The organism is Azospirillum baldaniorum (genome assembly GCF_003119195.2).
GTDB classification, from domain to species: domain Bacteria; phylum Pseudomonadota; class Alphaproteobacteria; order Azospirillales; family Azospirillaceae; genus Azospirillum; species Azospirillum baldaniorum.
On record NZ_CP022260.1, the window covers coordinates 315,451 to 336,713 of the forward strand.

The 21,263-nt window shown below is 70.5% G+C and carries 24 protein-coding genes; 12 read left to right on the forward strand and 12 right to left on the reverse strand.

Annotated elements, in window-relative coordinates; all coding sequences use genetic code 11:
* Positions 1-11: 11 nt before the first annotated feature.
* The 5 genes from Sp245p_RS28035 to Sp245p_RS28060 all read right to left on the reverse strand — a co-directional run bounded on the left by Sp245p_RS28035 (position 12) and on the right by Sp245p_RS28060 (position 5,023).
* Positions 12-899, reverse strand: a complete 888-nt coding sequence (locus tag Sp245p_RS28035) for a RimK family alpha-L-glutamate ligase (RefSeq protein ID WP_109139102.1) — start codon at positions 897-899, stop codon at positions 12-14.
* A complete protein-coding gene (gene mch, locus Sp245p_RS28040) occupies positions 889-1,878 on the reverse strand; it encodes a methenyltetrahydromethanopterin cyclohydrolase (protein WP_014242222.1) in 990 nt (329 codons plus the stop codon). The genes Sp245p_RS28035 and mch overlap by 11 nt, the downstream gene beginning before the upstream one ends.
* Positions 1,879-1,980: 102 nt before the next feature.
* Positions 1,981-3,132 (reverse strand): ATP-grasp domain-containing protein, encoded by a 1,152-nt coding sequence (locus tag Sp245p_RS28045; RefSeq protein WP_144019298.1) that lies wholly within the window; start codon positions 3,130-3,132, stop codon positions 1,981-1,983.
* On the reverse strand, positions 3,098-3,994 hold the full coding sequence (locus Sp245p_RS28055) for an NAD(P)-dependent methylenetetrahydromethanopterin dehydrogenase (RefSeq protein WP_041813167.1): 897 nt from the start codon (positions 3,992-3,994) through the stop codon (positions 3,098-3,100). The genes Sp245p_RS28045 and Sp245p_RS28055 overlap by 35 nt, the downstream gene beginning before the upstream one ends.
* A gap of 33 nt (positions 3,995-4,027) precedes the next feature.
* Entirely contained in the window at positions 4,028-5,023 is a 996-nt protein-coding gene (locus tag Sp245p_RS28060) for a beta-ribofuranosylaminobenzene 5'-phosphate synthase family protein (protein WP_109139105.1), read from the reverse strand.
* Between the two features lie 133 nt (positions 5,024-5,156).
* On the opposite strand from Sp245p_RS28060, the gene Sp245p_RS28065 reads away from it, so the two are divergent.
* From Sp245p_RS28065 to Sp245p_RS28115, 11 genes are all read left to right on the forward strand, one after another.
* Positions 5,157-5,534 carry a 4a-hydroxytetrahydrobiopterin dehydratase gene (locus Sp245p_RS28065; protein WP_109139106.1) on the forward strand — a complete coding sequence of 126 codons (378 nt, stop codon included), beginning with the start codon at positions 5,157-5,159 and terminating at the stop codon, positions 5,532-5,534.
* A 4-nt stretch (positions 5,535-5,538) separates the two neighbouring features.
* The gene (locus Sp245p_RS28070) at positions 5,539-6,837 is read left to right on the forward strand and encodes a formylmethanofuran dehydrogenase subunit B (protein WP_014242227.1); all 1,299 of its coding nucleotides are present in this window, start codon (positions 5,539-5,541) and stop codon (positions 6,835-6,837) included.
* Positions 6,831-8,492 (forward strand): formylmethanofuran dehydrogenase subunit A, encoded by a 1,662-nt coding sequence (locus Sp245p_RS28075; RefSeq protein ID WP_014242228.1) that lies wholly within the window; start codon positions 6,831-6,833, stop codon positions 8,490-8,492. Before Sp245p_RS28070 ends, Sp245p_RS28075 begins: the two co-directional genes overlap by 7 nt.
* A 13-nt stretch (positions 8,493-8,505) precedes the next feature.
* Complete coding sequence (gene fhcD / locus Sp245p_RS28080; RefSeq protein WP_014242229.1) at positions 8,506-9,405, forward strand: formylmethanofuran--tetrahydromethanopterin N-formyltransferase; 900 nt, start codon at positions 8,506-8,508, stop codon at positions 9,403-9,405.
* Entirely contained in the window at positions 9,402-10,226 is an 825-nt protein-coding gene (locus Sp245p_RS28085) for a formylmethanofuran dehydrogenase subunit C (protein ID WP_014242230.1), read from the forward strand. Before fhcD ends, Sp245p_RS28085 begins: the two co-directional genes overlap by 4 nt.
* Entirely contained in the window at positions 10,213-11,430 is a 1,218-nt protein-coding gene (locus tag Sp245p_RS28090; protein ID WP_244439493.1) for an ABC transporter substrate-binding protein, read from the forward strand. The genes Sp245p_RS28085 and Sp245p_RS28090 overlap by 14 nt, the downstream gene beginning before the upstream one ends.
* 39 nt (positions 11,431-11,469) lie before the next feature.
* Positions 11,470-12,450 carry a PQQ-dependent catabolism-associated beta-propeller protein gene (locus Sp245p_RS28095; RefSeq protein WP_041813173.1) on the forward strand — a complete coding sequence of 327 codons (981 nt, stop codon included), beginning with the start codon at positions 11,470-11,472 and terminating at the stop codon, positions 12,448-12,450.
* Between the two features lie 160 nt (positions 12,451-12,610).
* Positions 12,611-13,405, forward strand: coding sequence for an ABC transporter ATP-binding protein (locus tag Sp245p_RS28100; protein ID WP_014242233.1), 795 nt, complete (start codon positions 12,611-12,613; stop codon positions 13,403-13,405).
* On the forward strand, positions 13,402-14,217 hold the full coding sequence (locus Sp245p_RS28105; protein ID WP_014242234.1) for an ABC transporter permease: 816 nt from the start codon (positions 13,402-13,404) through the stop codon (positions 14,215-14,217). Before Sp245p_RS28100 ends, Sp245p_RS28105 begins: the two co-directional genes overlap by 4 nt.
* A gap of 94 nt (positions 14,218-14,311) precedes the next feature.
* Positions 14,312-14,494, forward strand: a complete 183-nt coding sequence (locus tag Sp245p_RS28110; RefSeq protein WP_014242235.1) for a hypothetical protein — start codon at positions 14,312-14,314, stop codon at positions 14,492-14,494.
* Positions 14,495-14,546: 52 nt separating this feature from the next.
* The gene (locus Sp245p_RS28115; RefSeq protein ID WP_014242236.1) at positions 14,547-14,951 is read left to right on the forward strand and encodes a hypothetical protein; all 405 of its coding nucleotides are present in this window, start codon (positions 14,547-14,549) and stop codon (positions 14,949-14,951) included.
* A 12-nt stretch (positions 14,952-14,963) separates the two neighbouring features.
* Here Sp245p_RS28115 and Sp245p_RS28120 read toward each other — a convergent pair whose 3' ends face one another.
* The 6 genes from Sp245p_RS28120 to Sp245p_RS28145 all read right to left on the reverse strand — a co-directional run bounded on the left by Sp245p_RS28120 (position 14,964) and on the right by Sp245p_RS28145 (position 19,308).
* Complete coding sequence (locus Sp245p_RS28120) at positions 14,964-15,668, reverse strand: (5-formylfuran-3-yl)methyl phosphate synthase (RefSeq protein WP_014242237.1); 705 nt, start codon at positions 15,666-15,668, stop codon at positions 14,964-14,966.
* The gene (locus Sp245p_RS28125; RefSeq protein ID WP_014242238.1) at positions 15,665-16,243 is read right to left on the reverse strand and encodes a DUF447 domain-containing protein; all 579 of its coding nucleotides are present in this window, start codon (positions 16,241-16,243) and stop codon (positions 15,665-15,667) included. The genes Sp245p_RS28120 and Sp245p_RS28125 overlap by 4 nt, the downstream gene beginning before the upstream one ends.
* Positions 16,240-17,607 carry a DUF6513 domain-containing protein gene (locus Sp245p_RS28130; protein WP_014242239.1) on the reverse strand — a complete coding sequence of 456 codons (1,368 nt, stop codon included), beginning with the start codon at positions 17,605-17,607 and terminating at the stop codon, positions 16,240-16,242. Before Sp245p_RS28130 ends, Sp245p_RS28125 begins: the two co-directional genes overlap by 4 nt.
* Positions 17,600-18,241, reverse strand: a complete 642-nt coding sequence (locus Sp245p_RS28135) for an amino acid kinase family protein (protein ID WP_014242240.1) — start codon at positions 18,239-18,241, stop codon at positions 17,600-17,602. The genes Sp245p_RS28130 and Sp245p_RS28135 overlap by 8 nt, the downstream gene beginning before the upstream one ends.
* Positions 18,238-18,672, reverse strand: a complete 435-nt coding sequence (locus Sp245p_RS28140) for a dihydroneopterin aldolase (protein ID WP_014242241.1) — start codon at positions 18,670-18,672, stop codon at positions 18,238-18,240. The genes Sp245p_RS28135 and Sp245p_RS28140 overlap by 4 nt, the downstream gene beginning before the upstream one ends.
* 63 nt (positions 18,673-18,735) lie before the next feature.
* The gene (locus Sp245p_RS28145) at positions 18,736-19,308 is read right to left on the reverse strand and encodes a DUF3280 domain-containing protein (RefSeq protein ID WP_246119826.1); all 573 of its coding nucleotides are present in this window, start codon (positions 19,306-19,308) and stop codon (positions 18,736-18,738) included.
* Here Sp245p_RS28145 and Sp245p_RS28150 point away from each other — a divergent pair.
* Positions 19,307-19,936: a hypothetical protein gene (locus tag Sp245p_RS28150; RefSeq protein ID WP_014242243.1), complete on the forward strand. Its 630-nt coding sequence runs from the start codon at positions 19,307-19,309 to the stop codon at positions 19,934-19,936. The two genes, Sp245p_RS28145 and Sp245p_RS28150, sit on opposite strands and share 2 nt — an antisense overlap.
* Before the next feature lie 15 nt (positions 19,937-19,951).
* Here Sp245p_RS28150 and Sp245p_RS28155 read toward each other — a convergent pair whose 3' ends face one another.
* A complete protein-coding gene (locus Sp245p_RS28155) occupies positions 19,952-21,262 on the reverse strand; it encodes a quinoprotein dehydrogenase-associated putative ABC transporter substrate-binding protein (protein ID WP_109139107.1) in 1,311 nt (436 codons plus the stop codon).
* Between the last annotated feature and the right edge of the window lies 1 nt (position 21,263).

Below are 21,263 nucleotides of genomic sequence, written 5' to 3' on the forward strand. Positions count from 1 at the left end.
GCGCCCACCGATCATGCGCCCACCCGCTCGACGAAGTCGGCGGCCAGGGCGTCGGCGATGTCCACCGCGCTGACCCGCTGCAGGCCCTGCCACGCCGGCATGCTGTTGACCTCCAGCACCAGCCAGCGATCCGCGCGGTCCTGGATCAGGTCGACGCCGGCATAGCTCGCGCCGACCGCCGCGGTGGCGCGGACGGCGAGCGCGGCGGGTTCGTCGTCGGCGGGAGCGGCCTCGCACGCCGCCCCCTGATGGACGTTGGTGATCCAGCTCCGCCCGTGCCGGGTCATCGCGGCGACCGCCCGCCCGCCTGTCACGAAGACGCGGCGGTCCCGCCACGCGCCTTCGATCCGTGGCGGGATGAAGGGTTGGAGGTAGTAGACGCCGCCGACCGCTTCGGCGTCGGGCAGCGAGTCGGGTCCGTCCAACCGTTGCAGGCCGCGGCCCTGCGCGCCGAACAGCGGTTTCAGCACTTGGTCGGGCGCGCGGTCGAGGATGTATCGGGCCGGTTCGGCCTCCTGCGTGGCCAGGGCCGACGGGGTCGGCAGGCCGGCGCGGGAGAGAAGGAAGCTGGTCATGCTCTTGTCCACGCAGCGCTCGATGGCCCGCGCGTCGTTGCAGACCGGCACGCCGAGGTCGCGCAGCGCGTGGAGCACGCCCAGGCGCAGGGTCACCTGCTCGAAGCTGCCCTGGCCCACCGCGCGGACGAACACGCCCGCCGGCAGCGTGTCTTCGAAGCCGGGGATCAGCAGGCCCGTAGCCGTGTGGCCGACGGCGATTCCGCAGCGCCGCGGCGAGACGCAACGGCAGGGCAGGCCGCGCGCCTCGATGGCCCGGACCAGCCGCGGCGTGTGCCAGTCGGGCCGCTCGGTGAGGATCAGGGCGGCGCGTTCACCGGACATCGCGGAACGAGCGCTCCACAAGGTCCGGTGCCAAGGTGCCGCCGTGGAAGCTGCGCCCGCTGTCCAGCGCGGTGACGGTCACGCGCGCCGGGCTGAACAGCATGGAATCGATGGCGTAGAAGTCTCCCTTCGCCGCCGCGAAGATCTCCGCGAAGGGGCGTCCATGGTCGCGGGAGGCGGCGGAGGGCAGGCGGTGCGCCAGATCCTCCGCCGCGTCGTCCGGGCCGGTGACGTGCAGATGGACGGTGCCGCCGTAGAGGATCGCGTCGTTGGTGCGGCCCATGGCGGTGAGGAAACCGCCGCCCGGCGGGGGGAGCGGCGCCATGCCGATGCCATCGACGACGCGGTCGAGCGGGAAGCCGAGAGCGTGCAGCTTGTGCAGGGCGACTTCCAGCACGCGGGCGACCACCTGTGTGGTCCCGGCGAGGCTCTGCGTCGGGGTGAGGACCAGGGTCAGCCGGTCCGCGACGATGCCGCAGGTGGCGGCGATGTGGGCGATCAGTTCGGCGGGCGGCACCGTCGTCGCCTCCATGACGAAGGCCGCCGCGTCGGCCGTGTCGCGGTAGTCCAACTCGTCGAACAGCGCCTCCTGCCGGGCCAGCGCACGGCCGGGGCCGGAGCCGAGCGCGAAGAAGGCGCCCTTGCCGCTACCGTGGCTGAGGCTCCAACCGGCATACTGGCTGCCGAGGCAGGCGAGGACCGGCTGCGCGCTGTGGACGGTGACGCCGAAGGGCCAGGACGGCGGGCTGGAGATCGGGCCGAACGCCACCCGGCCAAGGCCGCCCATGCACAGTTCGGCGATGCGTCGTCCGGCCTCCAGCCCGCCGGGATGGTCGATCCCGGCATCGACGACGCAGGCCCCGCCGACCCTCCGTATGCCGAGACGGAGCATTGGGGCATCCGCCATCAGCCGTTCGACCAGCGGCGCCGACAGCGCGGCGAGGCTGGGTCGTGAATCATGGGTGTTGGGCTTGGCCATTTTAGCCCTCTCCCCTCTGGGGAGAGGGTGGCCCGGAGGGCCGGTGAGGGGGGCGTGCGTGGCGCCACGTTCGGCCCAGGTCAGCAGGGGGTTCTGTGGTCATCACTGCATCTCCATCGCGGCGCAGGCCGCCAGTTCGCGTTGCCGCCGCTCGGCGTGGCGCCGTGCCGCGGTGGCGCTGGGACCCTCCCCGAACACCGTGCAGACCGGCTCGTCGCGCCCGATCAGGGTCGGCGCCGCCGGCCGGTCGGCGGTCCAGGCCGGCCAGCGCTCCCCGGCCTCGATGCGGGTGGGCGCGTCGGCGTAGAGCACCGCCGCCGCCCTGCACCACGACAACGCCGGCAGGCGGTCGGGCAGGCGCCTGGAGCAGGCGTCGACGTGGAGGCCGAGCAAGGGCAGCATTGGCGGGTGGTCGAAGACGTCCAGCGTCGCGCCCGGCCGCGGGTTGATCTCCAACAGATGAAGATCCGATCCGGTCACCAGGAAATCGGCGCTGTTCAATCCGACCAGTTCGAATGCGACCGCAAGACGGCTTACCATGGCGGGCAAGGTGCGGGTCCAGCGCTCCGGACAGCGCCATGGTCCGGCGGCGCCGCCGTAGCGGTAGGGGCTTGCCGCGGTCGGCGCGGTCCACTGCCGGCTCAGCCCGACAATGACGGCGCGGTCGCCGTCCGCGAGAAAGAGGACCGATACGGCATGGCCGGCAACGCGGTGCTGGAGATACCAGCCCGGCTTGGCTTTGCCGCCCGTCGCGGGGGTGATGTGCGTGCCGCCGCTGGCGCCGATCCGCTTCGACAGATAATCGCCGGGCGACCCGTCCCAGGTCGGCGCGACCGGAGGGTGAGAGATGCCAAGCCGGTGCAGAATTGCGGCGAGGCGGAACGGGTCCTTGACGCGCGCCACCACCTCGGGCCGGTTGCCCATCAGAGGGCGATCCTCCGCGAGGCGCGCCAGCAGCGCCGGATCGTCTTCGAAGCCGGCGCCGTAGACCAGCGGCAAGCCGCGCAGCTCCGCCCGCGCCAGGGCCTTTCGAAGGGGGGCGGACTCCAGGCGCAGACCTTCGGCGGGCAGACGCAGGCAGGGCTCGGCAAGCTGTCTGGTGTCGAGATCGGCGAACAGATCGATGGACGCCGGCCGCCGGCCGGCGCGGCGGGCGGCGGCGGCGAGCGCCCGCGCCGACAGGGCCGCGACGAGGATGTCCGGCCTCTCCACCACCGACTCAACCGGCGATCTGGCGGGCGGCGTCGTAGGCATCGCAGAAATCCAGATACACCGCCGTCTTCGCCGCGGCGAGACGAGTCAGCAGGGCGTGCTGCACCCGGAATTTGACCGCGCCGATCGCCAACGCGCCGACGCCGACACCGCGCCCGGTGGCAAGCGGCGTTCCGTTGTCCTTGGGGCCCACCCCTTCGATCCCGGACGGCGGAACCGCGTTGATGTCCGCCGCAACCAGCAGGCGCCCCGCCGCGGCGAGGTTGCGCGCGGAGAGGATCTGCACGCCGGCCCGCCCGCAACCAAACACCACCTCGGCATCGGCGAGCAGCGCCTCCCGCGCCGCGTCGTCGGGCGCGTCGGCGCAGGCCAGTTCCACCCCGAAGCGCCGCCGGAACTCGGCGGCCTTCGGCTCCACGCCCGACAGGCCGCGGTGGCTGACCAGGGTGACGCGCGCGCCGGCGAGGGCCGCGATTACGGCGGCGATTCCGCCGACCACGCCGGTCGCGCCGAACACCTTGAGGGTCAGCCCCTTGATCCCGTCCGGGTGGCTGCGGCGCAGGGCGCGCTCGACGACGGCGACCATGGCGCCGGCCGTCGTGAAGGCGCCTGACGGATCGACCATGACCGAGATGGTGAAGGGCGCGAACATGGCCTTGCGGGCGGCGTCCATCATGTCGAGCGCCAGCACGGCGTCGCGCCCGCCGATGAACAGCCCGGTGCGCGCCGCGTTCGCCGGGTCGCGGGAGAACATCGCATCCTGGGTGATGCCGGTGACCTCCTCCAGCGCGACGCCGGTGTATGGGAACAGCGGTCCCATGCCGGCGTCCGCCGCCATGTTGACGTCGAAGGCGCTGACGTGCTTCAGCGGCGTCAGCATGTGCAGAACATAGGGTGCGGCCATCGCGCGCCTCCCGCTTGGCTCGGGTGTGAAGGGTCAGGAGGCCCGCAGCACCACCCGGTCGGTGGTGGATTCCAGCGTCGCGCCGTCGTTGCGGCCACGGGCCAGATGGAAGTCCAGCGCGGACCCCGCCCAGCGCCGCCGCGCCTCCGCCAGCAGGGCCTCGGCCCGCCGGGCGTCGCCGACAATGGCGAAGCCGGTCGGCCCCCAGGATGTCTGCCCGACGCCGGGGATGCCCTCGGCCTCCAGCCACGCCAGCGCCTCGGCGACCAGGGGGCTGGTGAAGCGCCCGCCTTGGACCGGGGCGAAATGGTCGCCCACGGTGCGTTGCAACTCGCCCACCGCCTGTCCGAAACGGTCGGCGTCGCCCTCGATCAGCGCCGGAAGCGCCGCCATGACGATCAGGCGGCAGAGGTGCCCGGCCCGCTCCGCCGGAAAGGGCGGTAACGCCTTGAAGGCCTGCAACTCGGCGGTGCCGTGCAACCCCTGGCCGTCGCGGTGCAGGATCAGCAGAACCCGCCAGGACTCCGGAAAGGGCAGGCGCGCGACGATGGGCGGCGGCGCGTCGTCCGCCCCCCGGCCACCGTCCAGGATGACGCCACCATTCTCGAAGGCGCCGATCCCGATGCCCGAACGGGCGCCGCGCTCCAACTCCGCGGCGAGGCGGCGAACCGTCGACGGACGGCCGTGCAGATGCGCGAGCGCGGTGCCGACCGCCAGACCGAGCTGGGTGCCGGAGCCAAGCCCGACATGTTCGGGAATGGCCTCCTCAACCGCCAGTTCGGCGCGCGCCGGCCAGCGGAAACGGTCGCAGACCGCCCTTGCGGCCTTCAGCGCACGCTCCGCCGACGGGCCGCTCGCGCAGAGACGGTCGGACGGGCGTGCCCGGAGTGTCGTCGCCATCCCGTCGAGCGTCAGGCCCAAACTGCCGAAGCGGCGGCCCAGACCGCCGTTCATGTCGAGAAACCCCAGATGCAACCGCGCGGGCGCCGTGACCCGCACCTCCCTGACTTCATCGACGCCGAGTGGCATGAGGACCTCACTCGCTTAAGGAAAGTTGCGTCGTTCTTTTGGTCATGATAATCTTTCGTTAAAGAAAGGCCCCGATCCAATAGTATATACCTCTTCGGGGTGAGGACTGTTCGGTCGCTTCGGGGAGGAAGACATGACCGCGGTTCAGGAAACCACCTATTCCGATTCTGAAATCGTTGAGCGGCTGCAGCAAATATTGCCGCGGTGGCGGTTCGAGGATGGCTGGATCCGGCGGAAGTACAAGACGAACAGTTGGAAGGGCACCTTGATGGTGATCAACACGGTCGGCCATCTGGCCGAGGCCGCGTGGCACCACCCGGACCTTACCGCCTCCTACGCCTGGGTCGAGGTGCGGCTGAAGACCCACTCGGCCAAGGGCATCACCGACAAGGATTTCGACCTCGCCCGCAAGATCGAGGAAGTCATCCAATGGCAGCCCGCCCGCGACGGCGGTGCGCTGGAGGGAACGCCCCGCGACGATCCGCGCTTCGCCTACATCAAGTACGACTGACGGCATGGCGAGCGACCGGCCAACCCATCTCATTCGCCCCGTCGTCCATCGTGACGTCGTGTGCCCGTTCTGCGGCCTCGGTTGCGACGACCTGACCGTCGAGGAGGAGCCGCCCGCGACGCTGGCGGTGCGCTCCACTGACTGCCCGGTGGCGCGCGAGCGCTTTTCCCGGACGCCGTCGGCAGAACCGCCGCGCGTCGCGGGCGTCGCAGTGCCACTGGCGGAGGCGGTGGAGGCCGCGGCGGCGGTATTGGCGGCGGCGCAAGCGCCCCTGGTGGCCGGGCTCGGCACCGACGTCGATGGAGCGCGGGCCGCCCTGTCGCTCGCCGAACGACTGGGGGCGGTGGTCGATCACGCGTTGTCCGACGGGCTGTACCGAAATCTGGCGGTGCTTCAGCGCACGGGCTGGATCGCGACGACCCTGGCCGAGCTGCGCAACCGCTGCGACCTGTTGCTGGTGGCCGGACCGGACCCGGCGGCGCTGCACCCGCGCCTCTTCGAGCGCTGGGTGGCGCCCGCGCCGGCCTTCCAGACGCCGCCTTCGCGGGAGGTGGTGTTCCTGTGCGGCGAGCCGCTGGATGCCACGCGGACCGCGCTCTCGGGGATTCCCGTCACCGTCCTGCCCGGTGATCCTGCGAAGATTGGGGACGCAGCAGCGGCACTGGCCGCGGCCTTGGCCGATCCGTCCCGTGCCTTGGGAGCCGCCGGCATCGCGCCCGGCGACATCGCCGCCCTGGCGGAGCGGCTGCGCAAGGCGCGCTACGCGGTCGTGGCCTGGGCCGCTTCCGCCTTCGACGAGCCGCACGCCGACCTGACGGTGGAGCGGCTGGTCCGCCTCGTCCGCGACGCGAACCGGCACACCCGCTGCGCCGGCTTGCCGCTGGCCGGTCACGACAATGTGGTCGGGGTCAATCAGGTCTGCACGTGGCGCTTCGGCGTGCCGCTGCGCACGTCGCTGGCCGGAGGAATGCCGCTGCACGATCCCCACCGCTTCGCCTGGGCGCGCTATGCGGATGTGGCGGACGCCGTCGTCTGGGTGTCCACCTTCCGGCCGGAGGTGCCGGCCTTTTCCGCGGGGCAGACGGTCATCGCGCTGGCCCCGTCGGGAACGGCCATGGCTGAGGAGCCGGCGGTGTTCATTCCCGTCGGCACGCCGGGCATCGACCACCCGGCCCATGTCTTCCGCAGCGACACGGTGGTCGCTCTGCGCGCGCGGCGCCTGATCGACCGTGGTTTGCCGGACGTCGCAACCGTGCTGAAGGCCATCGCCGCCGCCCTGCCGCAGGAGGCTCCCACATGCTGACGAAGCTCGCCGGGGGGCGCCTTTACGATCCGGCCAACGGGCGTGACGGTGCGGTGGGCGACCTGTTCGTCCGGGATGGCCGGATCGTCGCCGATCCCGGACCCGGCGCCGCGCCGGACGAGGTCCACGACCTGTCCGGGCGGGTCGTGATGGCCGGCGCCATCGACATCCACAGCCACATCGCCGGTGGAAAGGTCAATATCGCGCGCCTGCTGATGGCGGAGGAGCACCGGGCGGCGGCGATCACCACGGAGGAGCCATGCGGTTGCGGCGTCGGCCTCGCCACCCCGTCCACCCACGCCACCGGCTGCCGCTACGCTCAGATGGGCTACACGGCGGCCTTCGAGCCAGCGATGCTGCCGAGCAACGCCCGCCACGCCCACTTGGAAATGGCGGACATCCCGCTGATCGACACCGGCGGCTATCTGGTGCTGGGCAACGACGACCTGCTGCTGGAGCTTCTCGCCTCCGGCGCTGGGGAGGAGGCGGTGGCCGATTACGTCGGCTTCATGCTGAACGCCACGCGCAGCCTTGCCGTCAAGGCGGTGAATCCCGGCGGCATCAACGCTTTCAAGTACAACCAGCGCCGCCTCGACGTGGACGAGGCCGGCCCCTTCCACGCCATCACGCCGCGCCGCATCCTCACCGCGCTGGCGGGGGCGGTGCAGCGGCTGGGGATTCCGCATCCCCTGCATCTGCATGGCTTCAACCTCGGCGTGCCGGGCAACGTCGAGGCGACGCTCGACAGCATCGCGGCGGTCGATGGTCTCCGGCTCCACCTCACCCACGTCCAGTTCCACGCCTACGGCGTGGAGGGCGACCGGAAATTCTCCTCCGCCGCCGCGCGCGTGGCCGAGGCGGTCAACCGCCAGCCCAACATCTCGGTGGATGTCGGTCAGATCATGTTCGGCCAGACGGTGACGGCCTCGGCCGACACCATGGCGCAGATGAACAACGCCGGGCTCGCCCACCCGAAGAAATGGGTGATGATGGACATCGAATGCGACGCCGGCTGCGGCGTCGTGCCTTTCCGCTACCGCGACAAGGCCTTCGTCAACGCGCTGCAATGGGCGATCGGGCTGGAGCTGTTCCTGCTGATCGAGGACCCCTGGCGGATCTTCCTCACCACCGACCACCCCAACGGCGCGCCCTTCACCAGCTATCCCGAACTGATCCGCCTGCTGATGGACCGCGATCACCGCCTCACCCGGATGGCGGAACTGCACCCGGCGTTGCCGGAGCACACCATCCTGGGATCGCTGACGCGCGAGTATTCGCTGGGCGAGATCGCCACCATGACCCGCGCCGCGCCGGCGCGCATCCTGGGCCTGACCGACCGCGGCCATCTCGGTCCGGGGGCGGTCGCCGACATCACCGTCTACACCGACCGGCCGGACCGTCGCGCGATGTTCGAAAAGCCGGACCTCGTCTTCAAGGACGGCCGGCTGATCGTCCGCGACGGTGTGGTGGTGGCGTTCCTCCAGGGGCGCACGCATGTGGTGGAGCCCGCCTACGACCCGACGATCGAATCCTGGATGGCGCGCCGCTTCGACGAGCGCATGGGCCAGCGGCTGACGCATTTCCGCATCGCGGAGGAGGAGATCCGTGGCGGCAACGGCCTGGTCCGCCACGCCTGTCAGCCCGGATCATTTTGATGGGGGCGTTCTGATGCGGCTCAACGGCGTCCACATCGAGGACACCTTCGCCGAGGCCTTCCCCATGCTCGGCACGCGGCTGGTCATCACCGCCGATACGCCGGACTGGGTGCAGGCGGCGGTGGTCAGCCTGACGGGCTTCGCCACTTCGGTGATCGCCTGCGGCTGCGAGGCGGCAATGGAGCGCGTGTTGCCGCCCGATGAATCCCCGGACTCCCGGCCCGGCGCCGCGGTGCTGCTGTTCGCCATGTCGAAGGCGGAACTGGCGAAGCAGGTGGCGCGCCGCGTCGGGCAATGCGTGATGACCTGCCCTGGAACCGCCTGCTACGCGGGGCTGCGGGAGGGCGCTGTGATTCCGCTCGGCAACGCGCTGCGCTATTTCGGCGACGGCTGGCAGATCGCCAAGCGGGTCGGGTCCCGCCGTTATTGGCGCATCCCGGTCATGGACGGCGAATTCCTGTGCGAGGCGGCCACCGCGGCGGTCGACGGCGTCGGCGGCGGCAACTTCATCATCCTGGCGGCCGACCGCCGCGCCGCTCTGGCGGCGGCGCAGGCCGCGGTGCAGGCGATCCGCAAGGTGCCGGGGGCGATCCTTCCCTTTCCCGGCGGGGTGGTGCGCTCCGGCTCCAAGATCGGCGGCAAGTACAAGGGGATGATTGCCTCGACCAACACCGCCTTCTGCCCGACGCTTCGGGCGGCGGTGCCGGTCTCGCTGGTGCCGGAGGGGGTGGAGTCCATCCTCGAACTGGTCATTGACGGGGTCAGCGAGGCGGCGGTCGCCGCCGCCATGCGCGCGGGCATCACCGCTGTGGCGGACCTCGGCGCCGCGGGTGGCGTGGTGTCGGTGACCGCCGGCAATTACGGCGGCAAGCTCGGCCGCTACCAGTTCCGGTTGCATGAGGTGATGGCATGAGCGGCCTCGTCCTCACCACGCGCGATCCTTCCGGTCCGCCCATCGACATGACCGGCGTCCTCCCCGAACGGCTGATTGAGGGTGGCCGGGCGGCGCTGGCCGGGCTGATGCTGGTCCGTGGGCGGGGGCGTCACCGGTTGGACGCGCTGTTCACGCTGGAGGACGGCGGCCCTCCCGGTTCCCTGATCCTGCGCCCCGGCAGCGCGGTGCTCGACGGGGTGGGGACCGGCATGAGCACTGGAGGGATTCGGGTCGAGGGGGAGTGCGGTGCCTATGCCGGCAGCGGCATGCGCGGCGGCACGCTGACCGTCGCGGGGAACTGCGGCGCCTTCGCCGCCGCCGAAATGTCCGGCGGGCGCCTGCGTGTCGCGGGCGATGCCGGCGAATTCCTGGGAGCGCCGCTGGCCGGCGGCACGCGTGGCATGAGCGGCGGCTCCGTCGTCGTCATGGGCAACGCCGGCGACCGTGTCGGCGAGCGGATGCGCCGTGGCCTGATCGCCGTCCACGGACGGGCGGGGAGCCTGTGCGGCGCCCGGATGATCGCCGGGACCATCGTCGTCGGCGCCGGTTGCGGCCCCGATCCGGGGCAGGCCATGCGCCGGGGCTCCATCCTGCTGCCCCAAGCGCCGGACGCCGTTCCGTCCGGCTTCGTCGATGGCGGCACGAACGACTGGCTGTTTCTGGACCTGATGCGGAAGGAGCTGATCGATGGCGGGGCTTGGCCCAATGGATTCCCAACCGCCGGAACCCGCGCCCGGCGCCTTATCGGCGACCGGTCGGCCGGGGGGATCGGAGAGGTGCTTATTCTTGGGGAAGCGTAGCGGGCGCGCTCCGGTGAGCCGGGCTGGCGCCCTTCTGACCATCGCCGCGGCGCTCCTCCTCGGGGCTCCGGCGTGGGCCGCCGATCCGCTGGTGGTCCGCATCGGCTATCTGATCCGCGCGGAGGAGCCGCGGATTCCCCAGACCTTTCTCGAACCGGTGTCGGAGGACGAGGGCGTCCAGGGCGCCCGCCTCGCCATCGCCGACAACAACACGACCGGGCGGTTCCTCAACCAGCGCTTCGATCTGGTCGAGGTGACGGTGCCGGAGGACGGGCGCGTCGAGGACGCCGTGCGCGACCTTGCCGGGCAGGGTGTGCGCTTGCTCGTCGCCGACCTGAAGGAGGACGCCCTGCTCGCCGCGGCGGCGGCGCCCGAGGCGGCCGACATGCTGATCTTCAACACCCGCGCCCCGGACGACGACTTGCGCAACGAGCGCTGCCGCGCCAACCTGTTGCACGTCACGCCCAGCCGGCGGATGCAGGCCGACGCGCTGGCCCAGTACCTCGCGTCCCGGAAATGGATGAACTGGCTGCTGGTGGTTGGGCGGGCGCCGCAGGACGCCGCCTACGCCGACGCGATCCGCGCCGCCGCCAAACGCTACCGCGCCAAAATCGTCGAGGAAAAGCGCTGGACCTTCGAGGACGCGAACCGCCGCGTCGACACCGGGCACGTCACCGTGCAATCGGAGATTCTTACCTTCACCCAGGGCACCGAGCACGACGTGCTGGTCGTTGCCGACGAGGCGGACGGGTTCGGCGAGTATCTGCTCTACCAGACGTGGCTGCCCCGCCCGGTCGCCGGCACCCATGGGCTCGTCCCGACCGCGTGGTCGCGCGTGCATGAGCAGTGGGGGGCGACGCAGATCCACAGCCGCTTCGAACGGCAGGCCGGGCGCTGGATGCGCCCGCGCGACTACACCGCCTGGATGGCCGTCCGCGCGGTGGGCGAGGCGGCAACGCGCACCAAGTCCGCCGACCCCGCGGCGCTGGCCGCCTTCGTGCGCGGCCCCGACTTCACCCTGCCGGCCTTCAAGGGGCAGGGCCTGACCTTCCGCGACTGGGACGGGCAGCTTCGGCAGCCGGTGCTGCTGGCGGGGCCGCGGGTGCTCGTCTCGGTGTCGCCGCAGCCGGGCTACCTGCACCAGTTCTCGGAACTCGACACGCTCGGCGACGATCGCCCGGAAAGCCGGTGCCGAAACCGCTGAGAAAAGCCCCGGCAGGGGGCAACCATGGGAGGGAACGTGATGTCGTTAACCGGAGGAGCCGCCCGGATCGGCGCTTTAGCGTTGCTGGGCTTCGCCGTCGCCCAGCCCGCACAGGCGGACACCATCTTCGTCTCGAACGAGAAGAGCAACACCGTCTCGGTGGTGGACGGTGGCAAGCTGCAGGTGGTCGCGACGATCAAGGTCGGCCGCCGGCCGCGCGGCATCACCTTCAACGAGGACATGACGCAGATCTTCGTCTGCGTCGGCGACGACAACCGGATCGACGTCATCGACGTGGCGACCCAGAAGGTCGTCGACCGGCTGCCGTCGGGTCCCGATCCGGAGCTGTTCGTGCTGGACCCGCAGGGGCACCGGCTCTACGTCGCCAACGAGGACGACAACATGGTCTCGGTGGTCGACATCGGGAGCAAGAAGATCATCGGCGAAATCCAGGTAGGGGTGGAACCGGAGGGCATGGGCGTCAGCCCGGACGGCAAGATTCTGGTCAACACCTCCGAAACGACGAATATGGCCCATTTCATCGACACGGAATCGCACAAGATCATCGACAACGTGCTGGTCGATGCGCGTCCGCGCGTCGCCCAGTTCACCGGGGACGGGCGGTTCGTCTGGGTGTCGTCGGAGGTCGGCGGGACGGTCAGCGTCATCGACGCGGCCTCGCGCAAGCTCGTCCACAAGATCAGCTTCGCGGTCCAGGGCGTGCCGCGCGAATCCATCCAGCCGGTCGGCATCCAGCTGACCAGCGACGGGCAGCGGGCCTTCGTCGCCCTCGGCCCGGCCAACCGGGTCGCCGAGATCGACGCCAAGACCTATGAGGTGAAGCGCTATCACCTCGTCGGCCAGCGCGTGTGGAATCTGGCGCTGTCGCCGGACGAGAAGCGCCTCTACACGACGAACGGCGTCAGCAACGACATGTCGGTGATGGACCTGGAGCGCGGCCGGGTCGTGAAGTCGATCTCGGTCGGCGGCGCGCCCTGGGGCGTGATCGTCAAGCCGTGACCTTATAGCCCTCTCCCCTCTGGGGAGAGGGTGGCCCGAAGGGCCGGTGAGGGGGATGTGCGTTTCGGTACGTCCGGCAAAAGCGCAACCCCCTCACCCTAACCCTCCCCAGAGGGGAAAGGGGATTTCACACACGGTTGCTCCCGGCGATGGAGACGACATGGATTGCTTCGAAACGGCGCCACCCGACCCGCAAGCCCGTTCCGGTGACGCCGCGGCGGCCCCGGTCCTGGCGGTTGAGGGGCTGAGCCACAGCTTCGGGGCGCGGGTGGCGCTGGATGGTGTGTCGTTCGGCGTTCCCGCGGGGCGGTTCACCGTGCTGCTGGGGCTCAACGGCGCCGGCAAGACGACGCTCTTCTCTCTGATCACGCGGATTTACAACACCCGCCGGGGAAGCATCCGGGTCTTCGGCTTCGACATGCGCCGGCACCCGGCCCAGGCGCTGGCGCGCATCGGCGTGGTGTTCCAGCAGCCGACGCTCGACCCAGACCTGACCGTCATCCAGAACCTGCGCTACCACGGCGGGCTGCACGGCTTGGCATCCGCCGACATCGAAGCCCGGGCGGGCGAGGAACTGGCCCGCATCGGCTTGTCCGAGCGCGCCGACGAGCGGGTGCGCACCCTGTCCGGCGGGCAGCGGCGGCGGGTTGAAATCGCCCGCGCGCTGCTTCACCGCCCAAGCCTTCTGCTGCTGGACGAGCCGACCGTCGGGCTCGACATCGAGCTGCGCCGGCAGGTCCTCGACCATGTGCACGATCTCTGCCGGGAACGGGGATTGGCCGTGCTCTGGGCGACCCACCTCATCGACGAGGCGCGCGACGGGGACGGCGTCGTGGTGCTGCACGGTGGGCGCGTGCTGGCGAGCGGGCTGGCGGAGGAGGTATGCGCCGCCACCGGCGCCGCGACCCTGGGCGACGCCTTCGCCCGACTGACGGAGAAGAAGGTGCGGCAATGAACGCGACGCTCCACTGGCGTTGCCTGCGCGCGGTCATCGTCCGCGAGGGGCTGCGCTTCGTGCACCAGCGCGAGCGGTTCTTCGCCGCCCTGGTGAGGCCGCTGGTCTGGCTGGCCATCTTCGCGGTGGGGTTCCGCGCGGTGCTCGGCCTGTCGATCATCCCACCCTACGAGACCTACATCCTCTACGAGGATTACGTGACGCCGGGGCTGGTGGCCATGATCCAGCTCTTTAACGGGATGCAGAGTTCGCTGTCCATGGTCTATGACCGGGAGATGGGCAGCATGAAGACCCTGCTGGTCAGCCCGCTGCCGCGCTGGTACCTGCTGGTCTGCAAGCTGCTGGCCGGCGTTCTGGTGTCGATCGCCCAGGTCTATGTCTTCCTCGCCATCGCCTGGTTCTGGGGCGTCCAGCCACCGGAACTCGGCTATCTCGCCGTTCTGCCGGCGCTGGTGCTGAGCGGGCTGATGCTGGGCGCGCTCGGTCTTCTGCTGTCCTCCTTCATCCGGCAGCTGGAGAATTTCGCGGGCGTGATGAACTTCGTCATTTTCCCGATGTTCTTCGCCTCCTCCGCGCTCTACCCGCTGTGGCGCATCCGCGAGGGCAGCCCGACGCTCGCCTGGATCGCCGGGATCAACCCCTTCACGCAGGCGGTCGAACTGATCCGCTTCGCTCTGTACCTGCAATTCAACGGCACGGCGTTCCTGGCCGTCACCGCGTGCCTCGCGCTGTTCCTGGGGGGAGCGATCCTCGCCTACGATCCCGGCCGGGGCTTTTGGGCCCGCCGCGGCGGGCCGGCGGAACAGGGGTGACACGACGGGCGGAACCGCGCCGGGCGACCTGCGGTTGATGGCACAGACGACCGTCCGGTCATCCCGCCGGGCGGGCTCGGGTGGAGGAAACGTCATGACGGGAAAATCCGACAAGCCTCAGGACCAGCCACGCGGCGAGAAGAGCGTTCTCGGCAGCGAGCAGGAATTCAAAAAGGACGAACCGCAGGACGCCGGCCGGGACGAGCGGGCAAAGGAGGACATCGGCCGCATGGGCGAAGCGTCCCGCCAGAACCGCAGCACGAAGGACGCGGGTTAGCAGCGCCCGATCGTTCCCAGATTCGTCCAACATCATGCCGGAGGACAGGTCCATGAAACATCTGCACATCCTGGCCGGTGCGTCTCTGCTGGCCCTCGCGTCGGCCGCGGCGGCGGTTCCGGCGTCGGCCCAAACCACGGGCGGCGCGATGCCTCAAGGCTCGGGAAGCCAAAGCTCCAGCCCATCGACCGGCGCTCTGCCGGACAACTCCCTGGCCGGGCAGCGGCAGGGCACCGTCGGCGGCGGGGTCACTCAAGGCGGTGGACAAAGCGGCACGTCCGGCTCCACGACGCCCGATTCTTCGGCGTCCGGTGCGTCGGGCGGTTCCACGAGCGGCACCGGCGCTCTGCCGGACAACTCCCTGGCCGGACAGCGGCAGGGCACCATCGGCGGCGGCTCGGTGACGCAGGGTGGCAACGCCACCTCCCAACCGCCGAAGCAGGGGTCCGGGCAGTAGCGGGTCGCGGGTTCAACCGTTGAGGGGCTGTCTCGGGACGGCGTTGCGGACCGCGGCCAGCGCGGCCGGGTCCAACACGCCGCCCCGGTCGGCACCGGCGCACAGCGCGGTGCGGAAACCGAGATAATCGGGCGCGAGCGGCAGCAGCGGCGGAATGTCGTCCAGGCGCAGTGAACCGGCGAGTCCGGTCAGGAGGCCATGATCGCGCGCCTGTGCCAGGAAGCGCGCCAACTCGTCTTTGGTCTTGTGCCGCAGCAACCCGCCGGAGCCTTTTCCCGCGGTGTCGAGCATGGCTCCGGCGAAGCCGGCTCTCGCGATATCGGGAAGCAGAGTGCCAGGGTCGTTCCAAAGATCGGCGAACAGCACAGCGACGATACGGGCGCCCCGCCGCGTGTCGGGCGCCAGTGCCTTCACGCAGCCCGCCGGATCACCGGATGGAAACAGGCCGATCTTGACGTAATCGACGCCACAGGCCCAGGTTTCGACCACCCGCCCCGCCACGATCGCGGGGGCCATCGGCAGGTCACCCACGGTGGCGCTCAGCGGCGCGCGGACGGGCCATTGGCGGGCCGTATCGACGGCGCGGACAATGCCGTCCAACGGCCATGCCCCAAGTGCACCCGTTTTCGGATCCTTCAAATCCAGAATGTCCGCATCCCCCCGTGCGGCGAGCGTCAGTTCCGCAAGGGACGCAACGCTGGCGAGCAGCCGGGTCACGATGCCTTCCCCCCGCTTGCCCGGTGTTCGGCGATGCGGTCGAGCAACCAGCCCCACGCTTCCAGCTCCACGGGGCCGGCGGTCTTGCTGATGGCGATGGACAGATAGTCGATTTCGCGGTCGATCTTCTCGGGCGGCAGGAGATGCAGGCGGCTGACCAGGATCGCACCCTCCACCACGGCGGCCTGCGCCCGGTTGAATCCACGAAAGGGGCGATGGGTGACGCGATGCACCGGGCGGCAATCCAGACGCGGGCGCACGCCGTCGTCCTCCACCGCGGCCACGTCCAGTTCCTCATGCGCCAGCGCCCCGGCGAGCACCGCGCCGCGGATGCGCTCCGCCGGGGTGGTCGGCCAGTCGCGTTGCCGCCCGGTGACGCAGCCGGCGAACACCCGGACGTCGTCGGTGAAGTTCACCACCGCGCAGCGCGTGGCGAGCAGGTTGTCGAGCGTGCGCGAGGGGCGGAAGGGAGCCAGGACATAGCCGGTCCCGGTCACCGTGGCGCCCATGGGGGCGACGTGGACGTTGCCCGCCGCGTCGCAGCTCGTGATGATGGTTTCGCGGATGAAGGTCACGTCTTGCCCCCTCCGGTGTCGCCGGGCGCGTCCACCGCCACGCCCCAGCGCAGTTCGTTGTCCTGGCTGTAGCGCTTGCCGAGCTGCCAAGCGATCTGCGCGCGCGCCAGTTCCGCCCCGAGATAGAAGGCGTGCCCAATATCGGTGCGGGGATCGATGTGCGGGAGCAGGGCGAAGGGATCGCCGGCCACATGGTGCCCATCACGGTTGTAGAGATGGAGCCCCTGTTCCGTCACCTCGATCCGGTAGTTCGGGTCGCGGATGCGGGAGGCGAGGTCGGCCACCTGCTCAGGCGTGCTGGTGAAGGGCTTGCGGTCGCGCAGGCAGAGCAGGGCGTCGCCGAAATTGCGGGGCAGGGCACCGGCCTCCGCGGCAGCGAAGAACTGGCGCCGCGCCGCGTCGAACTCGCGGATGGTCCGGCGGCAATGGGGGCTGACCTGCACCGTCAGGATGTGGTCGATGCGCAATTCGGAGACGATCCCCATCAGAAGCGCGGTCATCCCCGGCGTGTCGGCGTCGGTCAGTTCGGTGACGTTGCCGACCCCCATCAGGATTTCCAGCTCGGGATGGCGCGCCCGGACCTCGCGGTAGCGCAGCAGGGAGTCGGTGAAGCCGTGATGGATCGGCTCCAGGATCGGGTCGGCGATGCAGCGGCGTCCCGCGCCGCCGATCGCGTCCAGCGCCCGGTCGAGCGACGGGAGATCGCCCGGCGTGGTGGGAATGACGATGGGCACCGCGTCGGTCTCGCGGGCGACCCAGGCGGTCTCCTCGGTCAGGCTGAGCAGGTAGGAGGCGCCCGCAGCGGCGCCGCGCAACAGCTCCCTGGGGTCGAGCGAGTCGACGCTGACCGCGTGGCCGGCCTCGCGCAGAGCCGTCACCGCCTCCTCCAGATGGGGAAAGGGGTGGTCGGGCAGCCCGCCGAGGTCGATCACGTCGGCCCCGTCCGCCGCGAAGCGGGCGGCGCGCTCCAGGATCGCCGGGACGCCGAGCAGCGGCGCCTCGACGATCTCGGCGAAGATCTTGGTGCGGTAGCGGCTGAGATCGAGCGGGGCGGCCTGACGCCGGAAATGCTGGGGCAGATCATCCAGCTCGTCGGGACCGCGCTCGAAGGGCACACCGAAATGGGCGGACAGCCGGTCGAGGTCGCCGCGGAACCGCCCCGGCAGCAGGACGAGGTCGGCTCCCTCGGTCGAGGCGAGGCGGCGCAGCACGATCTCCGTCGTCGCCAGCGCCGCGACCTTGATGCCGAGATTGACCACGGTGGCCTGGAACTCAAGCGGCTCCAGCGCGGCGAGCACATGGCGCAGGCGCGGTTCGGCCAGCGCTCCGGTCAGGAACAGGATGTGCTTGGGGCGCTCAGCCATCGGCGTCCTGTTGATCGGCGGGCAGGGCAAGGTGGGTGCCGCACGGGTTGCCCTGGTCCAGCGCCTTGGCGAAGCGCCGGTGCTCGTCCCGCGACACGCACCAGACGGCCCCGCCGTAGCGCGCCATGCGGTCCGGCAAGGCTGGATCGACGATGCCCTCCGTTACGAGCCGGGTCACGGGGGCGACGGCGTCCGGCAATGGAGCGGACTTGACGAGGACCGCGCAGGTGGCGCCGAGCGCGCCGGCCAGCCAGACCGCCAGACTGTCGGACGTGACGTCCCAGCTTTCCGCCACGTCGGCATCCTCCGCCAGGGGAAGCGGCATCCAGACGGTCGGGCTCGGCCGGCCGCGCAGATCGGCGAGGCTGCGGGCGGGTGTCAGCCGCGGCTCCAGGTCGGCCAGGGCGGTTCCGTACTGCTCCATGGCGAGCAGGGCCATGCGGTGCGCGGCGCGGTCGCCAAAGCCGAGCGCCGGCTGGGCGTCGCGGACGGCGTCGGCGAAGGGACCGCCGCCGGGGACGATCACGACCCGCAGGCGCCGCGCCGCGGCCAGGATCTCCAGCCAGCGTCGCAATTCCGGGGCGCGCCACAGGCTGCCGCCCAGCTTCACGACCCACAACGGCGCGCTGCTCATGATGCCGTTCGCGCTCCCTCGGGGCGGGAACGCTCGATAACGATGCCGACGCCGCCGGATTCCGGGACGACGTCCAGCTTCTCCACCTGCACCCGCGCGCGGATCACATCCGGGTTGGAGAAGCACAGCACGAGGATCCGGTCGCCCAGCGTCTCGACAAGGTTCACATGGGCGCCGTCGCGCAGGGCGCGGATGCCGTCGATCAGGAAATCGTAGGACAGCACCTCGTCCAGGCTGTCGGTCATCGGCCGGTCGGGCCAGGGCAGCGTCAGCGAGACGTTGATCCGGACGCGCTGCGTGCGCTCCTTCTCCTGGTCCCAGACGCCGATCCGGAACTGGTCCACATAGTCGCGCAACGTGATGTCGTAGTACCGGACGCGGCTCGCCGCCGGGCGGTACGGCACATAGGAGAGCAAAGCGTCGTCGGCCAAGCGATCCTCCTCCCCGTGTCGGACGAAGGTTGGCTCCCCCGCCTCGGATGTCGTCAGGGTTCGTCACCGGTCGGACGGCGGTGCGGCCAGCAGGCGGTGACGCAGCAGCCATTCGACGCCGCGCCGCCAGGACCGCTCGTTGTCGCCGCGGATGTCCGCGTTCGCGACGGCGATGACCTCGCCGTCTCCGGTGCCATCTCCGGTGCGGCGCATTATAATCTGCATGTTGAGGATCAGCGTGCTGATCTTATGGATGAAACCCGTCACCACGATGTCCGCGCCGGCCCGGCGCCCGAGGTCGCGTTCGCAGCCGTTGCACCGATAGAGCGACGCCGGCACCTCCGCGGCGACGGCGCTGTCGCGAACGCCGGTCACCGCGTAACCGCCGTCCTTCAGCCCGTCGCGCAGCAGCGCCGTCACCCGCTCCAGCCGTCCGGCATGGTCCGGATCGGAGGGTTCCCGGCTGGTGTCCACCAGTTCCAGATCGAAGACCAGAACCTTGGCCGGCGCCTGCGCCGCCGCCGGAACCGCGCCGCTCAGCAGCAGGAACAGGAGCACCGTCGCGGCGAACTCCGTCGGCCTCATCCGAATGGGTGGATGGGCAAGGGCGCCCGATGTCCGGCAGAATCCCATCATGCGTCACCGCTCCGCTGTCCTTGCCGTCGCGTTGCTCACTCTGGCGTCTGTCCCAGCGGCGTCCGTCCCGGCGGGGGCGGCCGGGAGCGATCCGGATTGGCCCTGCGTCCAGATCCTCGTGCCGACCCTGTCGTCCGGCCAGATCTGGCCCGGCGATCCCATCGAGGGGAAGGAAGGCGACTGGCGCGATATTCCCGGCACCGAACCGGTCCTGAAGCAACTCCTCGACCGCCGGCTCGATCCGGAGCAGGAGCAGGCGGCGATCGACCGCTTCGCCGACCATCTGGAGGCCAACGGCGCGGCGGCGGACCGCAACGCCGCCCTCACCGCCCTGTTCGCCGGCGCCTTCGACGCGCTCAACCAGGATCGCGGCCAAGCCATTGCGGCCATCAAGCGCTACGCCCACCAGCAGCGCGTCCTGCTCGACAGCATCGATGCGGCGCTGACCCGTCTCCAGACGCTTCCCGCCGACGCCCCCGAGGCGACTGCGTTGCGTGAGGAGATCGCGTGGCGGCGGCGTATCCTCGACGAGCGGCGGCGCAACCAGACGGCGCTGTGCGAGCAGCCGGTCCAGTTCGAACAGAAGGCCGGCCGCATTGCCCGGGACATCGCCGCCCGCCTGGATTGAGGCGAGCGGGTTCGCTCAGTTCGACGCGCCGCCGGCGAAGGGTTCGACCGTTTCCAGCCCGTATCCCGCCTCCTGCCAGCGCATGGCGCCGTCGGAATACCAGTAGACGTTGCCGTAGCCCCACTCCACCGCGCGCTTCGCGGCGTTCCAGGACATCCAGCAATCCGGCTCGCAGAAGAAGACCAGCCGGGCGGCCCGATCCCCGTGACTCACGGTCTCCAGCCCGGCGCGGAAATAGCGCTCCTGCTCGCCCGACAGGCTGCCGTAACCGACGTTGGGCAGCCAGACCGCTCCCGGCAGGCTGCGGCGTGGCGGCGGAACCCACACGGCCGGCGCCGGACGGTCGGCCGGGCGCGGCGGCGCCGGCATCACGTCAACCAGCCGCGTGTCGGGGAAATGCTCGATCAGCCGCCGCAGCTCCGCCAGGGTCACGGTGGAGGCACCGGTCAGGCCGGCGGGGGTCGGGGCGCGGTACTGGTCCATCCGGTAGCCCGGCGGCTCGATGGCGGCGGCGGTCTTCAGCGCACCGTCGGGGCCGATGATCGGGACGTGGTAGCGCAGCAGGATGCGGTCGATGTCGTCCTGGCGGCGCTTGATGAAATCGTTGAGCCAGTGCTTCCACTCCGGCTCGTCGGAGCGGATGCCCATGGAGATGTTGAATTGCAGCCGGGCGACCGCCGGTTCCTTGACCAGCGGCACGACGGTCAGCGGCTCGGTCTGCTGGGCGGCGAAGTAGCCGGCGATCGGCCCCCAGATCACCGCGGCGTCGGTCCTGCCGGCGGCCACATCCTCGATGGCGTCGCGGGCCGGGTTGTTGGCGCGCGTGTCGGTGTTGAGCTGGTAGGGCTCCGTCCGGGTAATGCCGTAGAGGCGCAGCAGATTGACCGCGGGCGTCTTTTCGACAACGCCGATGCGGGCGTCCTTCAGGGTCGGATCGCCCACGCTTTCCGCCCGGATGCCCGACTTGGTGCGGTAGACGAGGGAATAGACGGTGCGGTAGTAGGGGTTGGTGTTCTGCATCAGCTCTTCGCCGGACGCCGTTCCCATCACGAGGTCGCACTGCCGCGCGCGCAGCGTGTTGCGGACGAAGCCGATGGTCTGCGGCCACCAGTAATAGGTCACTGGTTTCTTCAGATCCTCGCCAATGAGCCGGGCGATCTCGTTTTCGAAACCCTCCATTTTTTCGTTGGAGTAGGGCAGGAGGTTGCCGTCGGCGCAGACGCGCACGGTCTCGCGCTCCGTCACCTCGACGGCGTGGGCCGGCAGGGTGACGGACAGCAGAGCCGCGGCGATGGTGACGACGGTGAGCACAGAAGGAAATGCCATG

Bases quoted from the DNA above. Each gene is read 5' to 3' on its own strand.
- Sp245p_RS28085 (WP_014242230.1), top strand. From the start codon at position 9,402: ATGAGCGGCCTCGTCCTCACCACGCGCGATCCTTCCGGTCCGCCCATC.
- Sp245p_RS28100 (WP_014242233.1), top strand. From the start codon at position 12,611: ATGGATTGCTTCGAAACGGCGCCACCCGACCCGCAAGCCCGTTCCGGT.
- Sp245p_RS28150 (WP_014242243.1), top strand. From the start codon at position 19,307: ATGCGTCACCGCTCCGCTGTCCTTGCCGTCGCGTTGCTCACTCTGGCG.
- Sp245p_RS28045 (WP_144019298.1), bottom strand. From the start codon at position 3,132: ATGCCTACGACGCCGCCCGCCAGATCGCCGGTTGAGTCGGTGGTGGAG.
- Sp245p_RS28115 (WP_014242236.1), top strand. From the start codon at position 14,547: ATGAAACATCTGCACATCCTGGCCGGTGCGTCTCTGCTGGCCCTCGCG.
- Sp245p_RS28065 (WP_109139106.1), top strand. From the start codon at position 5,157: ATGACCGCGGTTCAGGAAACCACCTATTCCGATTCTGAAATCGTTGAG.
- Sp245p_RS28130 (WP_014242239.1), bottom strand. From the start codon at position 17,607: ATGGCTGAGCGCCCCAAGCACATCCTGTTCCTGACCGGAGCGCTGGCC.
- fhcD (WP_014242229.1), top strand. From the start codon at position 8,506: ATGCGGCTCAACGGCGTCCACATCGAGGACACCTTCGCCGAGGCCTTC.
- Sp245p_RS28145 (WP_246119826.1), bottom strand. From the start codon at position 19,308: ATGATGGGATTCTGCCGGACATCGGGCGCCCTTGCCCATCCACCCATT.
- Sp245p_RS28070 (WP_014242227.1), top strand. From the start codon at position 5,539: ATGGCGAGCGACCGGCCAACCCATCTCATTCGCCCCGTCGTCCATCGT.
- Sp245p_RS28155 (WP_109139107.1), bottom strand. From the start codon at position 21,262: ATGGCATTTCCTTCTGTGCTCACCGTCGTCACCATCGCCGCGGCTCTG.
- Sp245p_RS28105 (WP_014242234.1), top strand. From the start codon at position 13,402: ATGAACGCGACGCTCCACTGGCGTTGCCTGCGCGCGGTCATCGTCCGC.
- Sp245p_RS28035 (WP_109139102.1), bottom strand. From the start codon at position 899: ATGTCCGGTGAACGCGCCGCCCTGATCCTCACCGAGCGGCCCGACTGG.
- Sp245p_RS28095 (WP_041813173.1), top strand. From the start codon at position 11,470: ATGTCGTTAACCGGAGGAGCCGCCCGGATCGGCGCTTTAGCGTTGCTG.
- mch (WP_014242222.1), bottom strand. From the start codon at position 1,878: ATGGCCAAGCCCAACACCCATGATTCACGACCCAGCCTCGCCGCGCTG.
- Sp245p_RS28075 (WP_014242228.1), top strand. From the start codon at position 6,831: ATGCTGACGAAGCTCGCCGGGGGGCGCCTTTACGATCCGGCCAACGGG.
- Sp245p_RS28055 (WP_041813167.1), bottom strand. From the start codon at position 3,994: ATGGCCGCACCCTATGTTCTGCACATGCTGACGCCGCTGAAGCACGTC.
- Sp245p_RS28110 (WP_014242235.1), top strand. From the start codon at position 14,312: ATGACGGGAAAATCCGACAAGCCTCAGGACCAGCCACGCGGCGAGAAG.
- Sp245p_RS28060 (WP_109139105.1), bottom strand. From the start codon at position 5,023: ATGCCACTCGGCGTCGATGAAGTCAGGGAGGTGCGGGTCACGGCGCCC.
- Sp245p_RS28135 (WP_014242240.1), bottom strand. From the start codon at position 18,241: ATGAGCAGCGCGCCGTTGTGGGTCGTGAAGCTGGGCGGCAGCCTGTGG.